General features: G+C 51.1%; 10 protein-coding genes. 5 read left to right on the plus strand and 5 right to left on the minus strand.

Going from position 1 to position 12838, the window contains the following annotated elements:
* Positions 1-26 precede the first annotated feature (26 nt).
* Together EXW96_RS24485 and EXW96_RS24490 are read left to right on the plus strand one after the other, a co-directional pair.
* Entirely contained in the window at positions 27-944 is a 918-nt protein-coding gene (locus tag EXW96_RS24485; RefSeq protein ID WP_137670901.1) for a hypothetical protein, read from the plus strand.
* 95 nt (positions 945-1039) lie between these two features.
* Complete coding sequence (locus EXW96_RS24490) at positions 1040-2194, plus strand: MBOAT family protein (RefSeq protein WP_174351627.1); 1155 nt, start codon at positions 1040-1042, stop codon at positions 2192-2194.
* Positions 2195-2255: 61 nt separating this feature from the next.
* On the opposite strand, the gene EXW96_RS24495 is transcribed toward EXW96_RS24490, so the two are convergent.
* Entirely contained in the window at positions 2256-2540 is a 285-nt protein-coding gene (locus EXW96_RS24495; RefSeq protein ID WP_054820281.1) for a hypothetical protein, read from the minus strand.
* A gap of 284 nt (positions 2541-2824) precedes the next feature.
* On the opposite strand from EXW96_RS24495, the gene EXW96_RS24500 reads away from it, so the two are divergent.
* Positions 2825-3793 (plus strand): sugar phosphate isomerase/epimerase family protein, encoded by a 969-nt coding sequence (locus tag EXW96_RS24500; protein WP_054820282.1) that lies wholly within the window; start codon positions 2825-2827, stop codon positions 3791-3793.
* Between the two features lie 152 nt (positions 3794-3945).
* On the opposite strand, the gene EXW96_RS24505 is transcribed toward EXW96_RS24500, so the two are convergent.
* The 3 genes from EXW96_RS24505 to uvrB all read right to left on the minus strand — a co-directional run bounded on the left by EXW96_RS24505 (position 3946) and on the right by uvrB (position 9543).
* The gene (locus EXW96_RS24505; protein ID WP_062410109.1) at positions 3946-4161 is read right to left on the minus strand and encodes a hypothetical protein; all 216 of its coding nucleotides are present in this window, start codon (positions 4159-4161) and stop codon (positions 3946-3948) included.
* Between the two features lie 478 nt (positions 4162-4639).
* On the minus strand, positions 4640-7522 hold the full coding sequence (uvrA, locus tag EXW96_RS24510; protein ID WP_174351628.1) for an excinuclease ABC subunit UvrA: 2883 nt from the start codon (positions 7520-7522) through the stop codon (positions 4640-4642).
* A 23-nt stretch (positions 7523-7545) separates the two neighbouring features.
* A complete protein-coding gene (uvrB, locus tag EXW96_RS24515) occupies positions 7546-9543 on the minus strand; it encodes an excinuclease ABC subunit UvrB (protein ID WP_054817652.1) in 1998 nt (665 codons plus the stop codon).
* Between the two features lie 269 nt (positions 9544-9812).
* Between uvrB and EXW96_RS24520 the strand changes: the two genes are divergently transcribed.
* Both EXW96_RS24520 and EXW96_RS24525 read left to right on the plus strand, forming a co-directional pair.
* The gene (locus EXW96_RS24520; RefSeq protein WP_062410111.1) at positions 9813-10610 is read left to right on the plus strand and encodes a flagellar motor protein; all 798 of its coding nucleotides are present in this window, start codon (positions 9813-9815) and stop codon (positions 10608-10610) included.
* On the plus strand, positions 10594-11346 hold the full coding sequence (locus tag EXW96_RS24525; protein ID WP_062410112.1) for a flagellar motor protein MotB: 753 nt from the start codon (positions 10594-10596) through the stop codon (positions 11344-11346). Before EXW96_RS24520 ends, EXW96_RS24525 begins: the two co-directional genes overlap by 17 nt.
* 78 nt (positions 11347-11424) lie before the next feature.
* Here the strand turns inward: EXW96_RS24525 and EXW96_RS24530 are convergent, their stop codons facing one another.
* Complete coding sequence (locus tag EXW96_RS24530) at positions 11425-12717, minus strand: PDZ domain-containing protein (RefSeq protein ID WP_174351629.1); 1293 nt, start codon at positions 12715-12717, stop codon at positions 11425-11427.
* Positions 12718-12838 lie beyond the last annotated feature (121 nt).

The raw sequence follows: 12838 nt of genomic DNA on the forward strand, positions 1-12838 counted from the left end.
CTTTTACAAAGTGTGGTTTAAGCCATATGATCGCTTTTATCCGTAAAAACAGCTTTGTGCTGCTTCTCTTGGCCGCTTTCGTGCTGTCGGACGCTCTCATCAGCTGGTGGGACCCGATGGCATCGTCGCGGCGTTTTTATAAAAACGATTTTACAAAGACGCTTTATCATCATGACTGGGTAAACCACGGTCCTGTATTCTACGGCAATTCGGCGGTGACGGGGGCATATATCGAATCCGAATCGAAATCCGGGCTGGTCGAGATGGGACTCTCCTATGGAAAACTGACGGATCTGAAGGCTATTCTGGAGCGGCAGCTTTACCATGTGGAAGATCAGCTCGTCATCGGTATTGATGTCCATACGATGATCGACAGCCTCGAAACCGATCCTACTTACCAGTGGTTTAAGCCGTGGTACCAGCCTTACGTCTACGCGTACCGCGATTATTTTCGCGATTCCGGCACGGAGTTCGTCCGCCAGCTGTACAAAGGCACGGTCGAGCTGAACCGCTCCGAGCTGTTCACCTACCAGCCGCGCTGGATTGACAAACAGCTTTACTTCGGTCGACTGTCCGATGAAGAACTCCGTACAAAGTGGAACGACTATGAACGCCGATTCGGCTGGATGTCCCGGCATGATTATAAAGACAACCTGCAGGCGCTGGATTGGATCATCGATTACTGTAAAGAAAATCGGCTGCCGCTTCGGGTCGTTTGGATGCCGTGGAACCCGGATTATCCGCTTCCCGCCTATATGCACGGACTGCAGGAAGAGGTGAATGCCCGTCTGAATGCTGCGGGCGTACCGGTCCTTGATGCGCTGCTGACATACGATCCGAAATATTTTCATGATCTCGTTCATTTGAGCCGCCAGGAGGGGGCTCCCGTGTTTACGAAGGAGGTGGACGCATGGCTCGCTTCGCTCGCAAACTCCTCGAAGTGATCGTGTATCTCGCCATGCTCATCACGGTGCTCATTTATTTTACCGGCAAAGGGCTGTTCATTTACGAAGGGTTCTGATTTTGGAGGCGTCAGGTTATGTGGTATTTGAATATGAACGCGGTCATGGCCTTGACCGGCATGGTACTTGTGCTCGTTCTTACCCGCCGCTGGCCGAGCAATAAGCGCTATCTGCTGCTCGCGTTCAATTTGTGCTTTTTGCTGCTGTTCAGCGAAAAGCTGTTCTTCTTCTATTTGGCCTATACATCGCTGAATTACATGGCCTTCCTGTTTCTGTGCCAAACCCGACACTTCCGCAAGGGCTGGTTTATTACGCTGATCGGTGCCAATGTGGCGGCGGTGTCCACACTGCGGCTGTTCGGCATGGAGGTGTTCACGAACCCGCTTTTTGACGCGGTCATGCTGCTCGGCTTGATTTACAATGTCCTGAAGGTCATCGACGCGCTCTATTTCGCCTATTTCTTCGGAAAAGACGCCCGTACGCCGGTTTTGGACTATTTTAACTATATTTTATTTATTCCTACCTTTACGTCCGGCCCGATTCTAAAATTCCGCGACTTTATGGCCGACACGAAACAGCCATACCAATTGAACGCTGCGCAGACCGAACAGGCCATCAAACGGATCATTCTGGGCATGTTCAAAAAGATCGTGCTCGTCACCTGGATGACGGACGTGTTCAATCAGGTTTCCCAGCAGCCGGATCTGCATACCCACCAGTCGCTCTTTCTGATGGTCTGGTTTTACGTACTGATCTTCTTTGATTTCTCCGGCTATTCGGATATTGCGGTCGGTTTCGGACGGCTCATGGGCTACAACATCCCGGAAAACTTCAAGAAGCCGTTCTCTTCTCCTACTTTGACGCAGTATTGGCGCAACTGGCACGCCACGCTCGGCGATTGGTTCCGCGACCATATCTTTATCTTCTTCTCCCGGCAGGCACCCACCAAATGGACCGCAGCGGGCTTATCCGTCCTGATCATGGTGCTGATCGGCTTATGGCACGGATTCAGCTGGCTGTATCTGCTTTGGGGCATGTATCACGGTGTGCTGCTTGCACTGGAGAATCTGCTTGGAAAATCTACGGTCAACAAGAAAAAGGTATCCCGCACTTACTTCTACGCCCGCTGCGCTTTGACGCAGTTGTTCGTTACAGCGGCCGTTATCGTATACAGCGGTCACGAAGAAACCGTGCTACACATTTATCGCGGCCTCATGAATTGGCCCGTCTGAATGTGATAAAGCAGCGTCCCGATCCTACGGGCGCTGCTTCTTTGTTTAAGCTCATTCGTTTTCAGCTGGCATCCGATTGCTGCAAAGATCTGTCCTCTTCCGGATTCTGCGCCGAAACGGCCGAGCATTGCAACTGATTCCCCGTCGAAGAGATAAAGACATCGCCTATGTACTGGTACACATGGTTTCCGTCTTTTTTGTACACATTCACGCTACCGTTTTTCACATTAATGTTCAATGAAATCTGATCGGGCAGTTCTACCAGACAGTGAGACTTTTTGAAGCTGTTTGGAAAGCGAAGCCATGTCCCGGCGACCGTTTCAACGATTTGGGTGTCTTTGTTCATCTCTCAGATCAGCCCTTTCATTCCAGTTATCCAAACCACTGTTTTTCATGAAACAATATTATATTAAACTTCGCCGGGTGCAAAAAAACAGGAACGCTGTAAATTTTTTTGTCGAATTGCATTTTATTCCACATATGATGTCCATTGTGAACCTTTTTACGCTAACCGATAAACTTTTACTTCCTAAACTAAAAAAGTTTGCGTTGCCTGGATTCAATGATATAATTTGGATGGAACGTTATGTTGTACACGCGTTCATTTCCAATATTTTTCGGAGGTGTCCCATGAAATTAGGCGTTTTTACGGTATTGTTCCAACAAAAGCCTCTGGAAGAGGCTCTGGATTACATCGCAGCCCAAGGCCTTGAGGCTGTAGAGCTCGGTACGGGAGGCTATCCCGGTAACGCTCACTGCAATCCTGACGTGCTGCTGAAAGACGAAAGCAAGTTAAAGGAATTCAAAAAAGCGGTGGAATCCCGCGGACTCATCATTAGCGCTTTAAGCTGCCATGCGAATCCTTTGCATCCGCAAAAAGCGATTTCCAAGGCCGACCATGAGGCGATCCTCAAGACCGTTGATCTCGCGCAAAAACTGGAGGTTCCCGTTGTCAATACATTTTCCGGGTGCCCTGGAGATTCCGAGGACGCCAAGTATCCGAATTGGCCTGTTGCTCCATGGCCGCCGGATTATCAAGAAATTTTGGACTGGCAGTGGACCAATAAAGTCATTCCGTACTGGACCGAAACCGGTAAGTACGCAGCCGACCGCGGCGTCAAGTTCGGTCTGGAGCTTCACGGCGGATTCTCCGTTCATACCCCGGCAACCCTGCTTCGTCTCCGCGAAGCGGCAGGGGAGGTCATCGGCGCGAACCTTGACCCGAGCCATATGTGGTGGCAAGGCATCGATCCCGTGCAAGCGGTTCAAATTCTCGGACGTGCCGGTGCCATTCACCATTTCCATGCCAAGGACACAACCATTGACCCGATCAACGTCAACCGCTACGGTGTAACCGATATGCAGCCATACACGAATATGCTGGACCGTGCTTGGCAGTTCCGTACCGTTGGTTACGGACACGACATCAAGACTTGGGCGGATATCATCAGCGCGCTGCGTCTTACGGGCTACGATTACGTGGTCAGCATTGAGCACGAAGACGGACTCATGTCGATCGAAGAAGGCTTCACCAAAGCCGTTCAAAATCTGCAGCAAGTGCTGATTAAAGAGCCGCTCGGCGAGATGTGGTGGGTATAACATAGGCTAAAATCACTAAGAGGTGCGGCTTGGCCTGCAGCAGGCGGAGACCGCATCTTATTTTTGATGTACGGAAAGTTTCGAACAACAAAAAAAACAGTGCCTGAGCACTGCCTTTGATACGTCTCTATTTATGTTTGTGAAACGTATACTTACAATTTACCCAACCAACCCATCACCATGACAACGTCCAAAGTTAAAAAAACCAACAAGCTTACGATCGTAAAACCAATGGCAAAAGGATTCTTCTTAGGTGCAGCCAGCAGACGTACCAAGCCAATGGCGATAATAATCGTAAACAAAATTACAAATGGATCGAATCCGGTAAATTTGCTTGCTGTAGCTGCTGCCTCTTCAGCCAAAAACATGGAGAGACCTCCTTCAATATACAAAAATGCTTAGTTTCTATCTTATCTTGACTCGTCCGGATGTGCAAGCGATTTTATCCGCAGAGCGTTTTGCAAAAGGCATAAAACCTCAAATGTAACAAGATTGTCAACTTTTCACCGGTAAATTCCAACTCCAATTTCGTTAAAACCATCTGTTCACCGGTTGTATGCCGGAGACATTGACGTGCCGCCCCAAAAGGGTCAAATGCGGCCGTGATTTCTTGAACCTTCCACGTAAATATAAAATGTCCATTTCTTCTAATATTTATAACGTTCGGACATGCCGAAATTCAATGTTAGGCATTTAGTCCCGCAGCGAAAGGGGATCGACGGGAAAAAAGTTATCAACGTCCAGTCGAACATCACGAAAAAGGGGTAACCCGATAAGTGAGCATTTCACTTAAAGGGTCAGCCCTTCCTGTCATCTGCCTTCAATAAATGGCTTCCGAAGGCATCGTTACACCACTGCGTCTTCCATCTCTTTCAACCGCTGACGGTAATCCTCCGAACGGGCGGTGTCCCGTTCAAGAATCGGTTTTAAATACTTGCCCGTATAGGAGGCTTCGACGTTTACGATATCTTCCGGTTTACCGGTAGCTACAATCGTTCCTCCGCGATTTCCGCCCTCCGGTCCGAGGTCGATGATATAATCGGCCGTCTTGATCACATCAAGATTATGTTCGATGACAAGTACGGAATCGCCGTTCTCCACTAAACGGTGCAGCACTTTAAGCAGACGGTCGATATCGTGGATATGCAGGCCTGTAGTCGGTTCATCGAGAATATAGATCGTCTTGCCGGTACTGCGCCGGTAGAGCTCTGCAGCCAGCTTCACACGCTGCGCTTCGCCGCCCGAAAGTGTCGTAGCAGGCTGTCCAAGGTTCATATATCCGAGCCCGACATCCAGCAATGTCTGAAGCTTCCTGTGGATACGAGGAATGTTTTTAAAGAACTCGCAGGCGTCCTCGATGGTCATCTCCAGTACATCCGAAATACTTTTCCCCTTGTATTTGACCTCCAGTGTTTCCCGGTTGTACCGCTTGCCCTTGCACACCTCGCACGGAACATAGACATCCGGCAGAAAATGCATTTCTATTTTGATAATCCCGTCGCCGCGGCAAGCCTCGCAGCGTCCGCCCTTCACATTGAAGCTGAACCGGCCTTTCTTGTAGCCCCGTACCTTCGCTTCGTTCGTCGCCGAGAAAAGATCACGAATATCGTCGAACACGCCCGTATAGGTAGCCGGGTTGGAACGGGGCGTCCGCCCGATCGGAGACTGGTCGATGTCAATGACTTTATCGATATGCTCCAGCCCTTTAAACTCCTTATATTCACCTGGACGCACCTTGGCCCCGTTTAGCTCTTTGGCCAGTGTTTTGTACAAAATCTCATTGATCAGCGTACTCTTGCCCGAGCCCGAAACGCCAGTCACGCAGGTGAACACGCCCAGTGGAATCTTGACATTCACACCCCGCAGATTATTTTCTTTGGCGCCCCGGATTTCCAGCCACTTGCCGTTAGGCTTACGGCGCTCCGCCGCAATCGGGATAAACTTGCGGCCGCTCAGATATTGCCCCGTCAGGGAGTTGGGATCCTCCATGACCTCTTTCGGCGTGCCTTGAGAGATCACCCTGCCACCGTGAATGCCCGCCCCCGGTCCGATGTCAATGATATAATCCGCAGCCAGCATCGTATCCTCGTCATGCTCTACCACAATCAGCGTATTGCCGAGGTCGCGCATGTGCTCCAATGTCTTGATCAACCGGTCATTATCCCTCTGATGCAGACCGATGCTCGGTTCGTCCAGAATATACAGCACGCCCATTAAGCTGGAGCCAATTTGCGTAGCCAACCTGATCCGCTGCGCTTCCCCGCCGGATAAGGTGCCTGCCGCGCGATGCAGCGTTAAATAATCCAGCCCTACATTCACCAGGAAACCGAGTCTTGCTTTGATTTCTTTAAGGATCAGGTGTGCGATCTGCAGCTCCCGGTCGGTCAGGGTGAGCGATTCAAACCACTCCTGTGCCTCGCCGATGGACAGCGACGTTACATCGGAAATGTTTTTCGAATTAATGAAGACTGCGAGCGACTCAGGCTTTAGACGGTGTCCTTTACATTTGCCGCAAGCCTTCGCGCTCATATACGTTTCGATGTGCTCACGAATGCCGTCGGAGAACGTCTCCCGGTAACGGCGCTCCAGGTTGTGCACAATTCCCTCAAAGGCGACCATAGCTTCTTTTTTATGGCCAAAATCATTCTCGTAACGGAAGCGCACCTTTTCCCCGCCCGTTCCGTAAAGCAGCTTCTGCATATGGTCCTTGCTGAGCTCGGCAGCCGGCTTATCCTGCGGGATTCCGTAATGTTCGCACACGGCCGCCAAAAACTGCGGGTAATAGTTGGAGGTGCTGCCGGCCCATGCTTCAAAAGCCCCTTCGCGGATCGTCAGCCTCGGGTTTGGCACGAGCATCTCGGGGTCAACCACCATCTTCTGTCCGAGACCGTCACACTCGGGGCAAGCACCAAACGGACTATTAAACGAAAACATCCGCGGCGCCAGCTCCTCGATGCTAAAGCCGCATTCCGGACAGGCCAAATTTTGGCTGAACAAGAGCTCCTCCTGTTCCATCACATCGACGATAACGCGGCCTTCCGCCAGCTTCAGCGCGGTCTCCAATGAGTCTGCCAAGCGGGTCTCGATATCTGCCTTCACCACAATACGGTCGACAACGACTTCAATATTGTGTTTTTTGTTTTTCTCCAGCGTAATCGATTCCGATAACTCCCGGATTTCACCGTTGACCCGCACCCGTACAAAGCCCTGCTTTTGAATCTCCGCTAGCAGCTTCGTATGCTCGCCTTTACGTCCGGAGACGATCGGCGCCAAAATTTGCAGCTTTGTCCGCTCCGGATACTCCATGATCCGGTCGACCATTTGTTCAACCGTTTGCGAAGTAATTTCGATGTGGTGCACCGGACAATGCGGGCGTCCAATACGTGCAAACAGCAGGCGCAGATAATCATAGATTTCGGTTACCGTTCCGACCGTGGAACGCGGATTTCGGCTTGTCGTTTTCTGGTCGATCGAAATGGCGGGTGACAATCCGTCGATCGAGTCGACATCCGGCTTATCCATCTGACCCAGGAACTGCCGTGCATAGGCGGACAGAGACTCTACGTACCGTCTCTGTCCTTCGGCATAAATCGTATCGAATGCTAGCGAAGATTTGCCAGAGCCGCTAAGCCCCGTAAGTACGACGAACTTATCCCGCGGTATGGTGACGTCGATATTTTTTAGATTGTGCGCTCTCGCGCCTTTAATTACGATATTGTCTCTGGCCACGCGCCTGTCCACCCTTCCCTTCGTTACAGCTCCGCCTTCAGCTCAAGCACAGCATCGCGCAGCTCTGCCGCGCGTTCGAACTGCAGGTTTTTGGCTGCTTCCTTCATTTCCTTCTCCAACCGTTCGATCAACGACATCCGGTCCTTCTTGGACATCTTGGTCTGCTTGATATCCGCCAAATATTCCGTCTTCTGCTCGGCGACTTTCGTCGCTTCAATCACATCGCGCACTTTCTTTTGTATCGTTTGCGGCGTTATGCCGTGCTTTTCGTTATATGCCATCTGAATGCGGCGGCGGCGTTCGGTTTCTTGAATCGCTTTGGCCATGGAGTCTGTGATCTTATCGCCGTACATGATGACACGACCGTTCGCGTTCCGTGCAGCGCGGCCAATCGTCTGAATAAGCGATCGTTCGGCGCGAAGAAAGCCTTCCTTATCCGCATCGAGTATGGCCACCAGCGACACCTCCGGAAGGTCAAGTCCTTCCCGTAATAGGTTGATCCCTACCAGCACGTGGAATACGCCAAGCCGCAGTTCCCGTAAGATTTGCATGCGCTCCAGCGTCTTGATATCCGAATGCAGGTAGCGCACCTTGATGCCGATTTCTTTGAGATAGTCGGTTAAATCTTCCGCCATTTTCTTAGTCAGCGTCGTCACCAGCACGCGTTCGTCCTTCTTGATGCGGTCCTGAATTTCTCCGACCAGATCGTCGATTTGGCCCTTCGTGGGTCTGACGTCGATCTCCGGATCCACCAGTCCGGTGGGCCGGATGATTTGCTCGACCATTTCCGGACAGTGCTCGATTTCGTACGGTCCCGGCGTAGCCGATATATATAAGATCTGATTGATCTTTTGTTCGAATTCTTCGAATCGGAGAGGCCGGTTATCCAGCGCCGACGGAAGCCGGAAGCCGTGCTCCACCAATACTTCCTTGCGCGCCCGGTCGCCGTTGTACATGCCCCGAATCTGCGGAAGCGTGACATGGGATTCATCAACGATGATCAGCATATCGTCCGGAAAATAATCCAGCAGCGTGTATGGTGTGGCTCCGCGTTCGCGGAATGTCAGCGGACCGGAATAGTTCTCAATGCCCGAGCAAAAGCCCATTTCCTGCATCATCTCAATGTCATAGCGTGTACGCTGCTCCAGCCGCTGGGCTTCCAGCAGCTTACCCTGTCCTCTCAGCTCGGCCAGCCGTTCCTCCAGCTCCCGTTCAATATTGACGAGCGCCCGCTTCATATTATCCTCGTGGGTTACGAAGTGCGATGCCGGAAAAATGGCGATGTGATCCCGTTGGCCGATAATTTCTCCCGTGAGCACGTCGATCTCCGTAATCCGTTCGATCTCGTCTCCGAATAACTCGATGCGAACCGCCTGTTCCCCCCGTGAAGCCGGGAATATTTCAATGACATCACCGCGGACACGGAATGTGCCGCGGACAAAGTTAAAATCATTTCTCTGATATTGAATATCGATCAACCGATGCAGAATTTCATTGCGGGAGCGTTCCATCCCCACCCGCAGCGACAAAACCAAATTGCGATACTCCATTGGCGAACCGAGACCGAAAATACAGGACACGCTGGCCACGATGATCACATCTCTGCGTTCAAACAAGGAACTCGTAGCGGAGTGCCGCAGCTTATCAATTTCTTCGTTGATGCTGGAATCCTTCTCGATGTAAGTGTCTGTCGACGGGATATACGCCTCGGGCTGATAATAGTCATAGTAGCTTACAAAATACGATACTGCATTATTCGGGAAAAACTCCTGCAGCTCGCTGCATAACTGCGCAGCGAGCGTCTTATTGTGAGCAATCAGCAGCGTAGGCCGGTTCAACTGGGCAATAACATGAGCCGCCGTAAACGTTTTGCCTGTGCCCGTCGCTCCTAGCAGTGTTTGGTGTTTCTGTCCCGAACGAATGCTTTCCACCAGACGCCTGATCGCTTCCGGCTGGTCTCCCTGAGGCTCGAATTCCGATACCAGCTGAAACTTCTTATCGCTTACCACTACCTCGTTCATCTCATCACCCGCTTCATGGAAAAGAGTTCTCTATATAAACTTTTATTTGACTGTTTCCGATGAAATATATAGGCACCAAACGCACAGATTCGATGCTGTCCGTACAATTTTTGCTATAGGAATATTTGTTCCCATATATTATACCTTTTTTCCCTCTTTGTTGCAAATGGCTTCCATTTCCTCTTTTTCCAATGAGGAACGTTTACACCGCTAAACCAATCAACCGCGATATGGCTATTATACAAGAAAATCTAGGGGTGGAACCAATCATGGATATCACTGCAGTTCTTGGAATTCTTATCGGTTTAGGAGCTTTGATCGGAGGGTACATCTGGGACGGAGGGCATGTAGAGGCGCTATTCGTCCCCAGCGCGGCATTAATTGTCATCGGGGGCACGATCGGTGCGGTCATTGTCAGCTTTCCGATGTCCCAGTTAAAACAAATCGGCAAGGCCCTGAATATGGCCTTCAAAGAATCCAAAACCGATTCTTCGTTGATCATAGAAGAGCTTGTCGACATGGCTACCTCCGCGAGAAGAGAAGGCGTTCTCTCTCTGGAGCAGCGGGCGTTGGAGCACCCGAACGAATTTCTGCGGGAGGGTCTGGTCATGGTCGTTGACGGAACCGATCCCGAATTAACACGGCAGATTCTCGAGCTGGAAATGGACGCGCTGGAACACCGGCACGAAGGCTGGGCCAAAATGTTCGAAGCGGCGGGAGGCTTCGCGCCGACCATGGGAATTATCGGAACCGTGATGGGTCTTATCCATGTTCTCGGGAACCTGTCCGATCCCGGTTCTCTGGGTCCTGCGATCGCCATTGCCTTCTCCGCTACGTTATATGGCGTTGCTACAGCCAATGTGATTTACCTGCCGATTGCCAACAAAATCAAAACCCGCAGCAAAGAAACCATCGCTGTAATGGAACTAATGCTTGAGGGTATTTTGGCGCTCCAAGCCGGAGAAAATCCCCAGCTGATCAAGAAAAAACTGAATTCCTTCCTTCATCGGGAGAACAAAACCGTTGAAGGCGCAAGTGCAGGTGACAGCGATGGCGAGGAGAAATAGGCGCAAACACCAGCAGCAGGAGAATCATGAACGCTGGCTGATCACATATGCCGATTTGATTACACTGCTGCTGATTTTCTTTGTCGTAATGTACGCCATGAGTAAAATAGATGCCAAGAAATATGATGTATTGTCGCAGGCGCTGAAATCGGAATTTCTCAAAGCCGATTCGATCATGCAGCAGGGGGAAGGTGTCATGGGTGCAGCCAACCCGGCCAAAGGCGGATCGGACGAAACGAAGCGCGAGCAGCAGGAAAAAGAGCATGAAGAAAAGCAGCTTGAGAATTTGCTGGAGCAAATTCAAGCCTATATCGATGAACACCAGCTTCAGACCCAAATTTCAGCGGCCGACACTCCTCGGGGGGTCGCCATTACGTTAAACGACCTGTTCCTGTTCGATCTGGGCAACGCCGAGCTGAAGCCCGCCGCTTTCCCGATCCTGAATCAGCTGGCAAGTCTGTTCCCTTCGCTGGATGCGACCATTAGTATCGAAGGACATACGGACAATCTGCCGCTGGCGACCGGTTCGGTCTTTCGGGATAATTGGGGATTATCCCAAGCCCGTTCATTATCGGTTCTGCGCTATTTCGTCAATCATGCAAAACTTGACGAAAAAAAGTTTATTTCGACCTCGTATGCGGATACCCGGCCGGTGGCGGATAACAACACGCCGGAGAACCGCGCCAAAAACCGTCGCGTAGAAATCGTCGTGCTGAGGGAAAAATCGACCCCTTGAAGGCATGAACACCGAAAGGCGTTCCTAATCTCCTGCTGCAGCAGGAGATTAGGAACGCCTTTCTTACGTTTCTTTTTCTTACATCGACTCTGAATTTCGCTTATTGTTATTCAAGCCTGCAGGTTTACGCCTAAAGTAGGCCCAAATCGAGGTCTGCTTCTCCTCCGCGTAGTATAACGCGTCCTGATCCGGAGCCAGAATGATTCCCAGTTGATGATGATCCCCGGAGAACACCGCCCGTTTCAAAAATTTGCTCTCTCCCGCCAAATTCAATACCTCCAGCTTACAGAAGGCCGAATTTTGCTGCATGGCCAGATGAAGCTCTTGTTTGGTTCGTACAGGCACACCGTTCACTTTATGAACGATTTCCCCCACGACAAGCCCCATTTCCTCAGCCGGACTACCAGGCAAAATCCCCAATATTTTAAGGCCCTTGCTGCTGTGTACGAACAATGGTGCTCTCTTTGCTTCATCCCAGCGGCTGTAGGCGATCAACGCTTCGTGCATGGCAATGCACAGCAAGCAGGCGGCAGCCGTGAACGCAGGCCACAGCGCTGTCATTCCCGCAAGCAGCAGCAGCACTGCGGAATACAACACAAGCCAATTCGAGCTGACCTTGATCTTTTCCTTCGGAAGCCTTGACATGGTCATCTCCGTAAAACCGATCATAACGGGAAAGCCAATGACGGTCCAGCCGCTATTCCATAAATCTCCCCCAAGCAGCGGTGTCCACGGAAGCGGTCCAACTCCGCCGTTCTGCACGGGTACCAGCAAAAACAGCGCCACCGGCCAAAATCCTTGAAGCTGGTATCCGCCGACGATTTTACCCCGCTTGCTCTCGAAAAACATCGGCGTACCGAATCGCGCTCCCTGACGGCGTATAAGCATCGCCTCGACCAAATGGAGTATGGCAATAAGCGCCAGCATGGACGGCATATTCACTGCAAGCAATGGTGCCGTGAACCAAGCCCAGGACGCACTGCTGTCCTGCAAAGCCGGAACCGCCAATACAATCGCCTGAAGCACGCCGATGACGCCGATAGCGTAAGCCCAGCACAAAAACCGCACGCGTATCAAAATCAGCAGCAAAGAGATCAACCAGATCAGAATTACCGCCTCAGGGTCGATCGTTGCTCCCACTCCCGCCATGACAACAGAAGCGGCGATGCCGCCGATCCAACCCCACAGTACGGTTCGCCAGGTCTCCGAAAGAAGCGAGTGAAGCTTAGTGGAGAAAAGCTTGCGTTCAAACGCAATTTGCCTGCGGTATTGTAAGAGGATAAACAATATTCCTGTGTAATAAAATGGGTGCATGAACAATTGCAACAGAGCATGAAGCCCTTGAACGCCCAATTCCATAACCCAATTCATGGCCTGCTCCTTCGCCAAATAAGGATAAACGGCTCCGGTGTTCTTTGAAGAACACGAGCGTTTGTCATCTTGATGTCTTGCACCATGCCGACATCTTTTCTGAAACATAAAGACAAGAAGG

Origin of the sequence: Paenibacillus sp. JMULE4 (assembly GCF_013337105.1) — a bacterium.
GTDB classification, from domain to species: Bacteria; Bacillota; Bacilli; order Paenibacillales; family NBRC-103111; genus Paenibacillus_G; species Paenibacillus_G naphthalenovorans.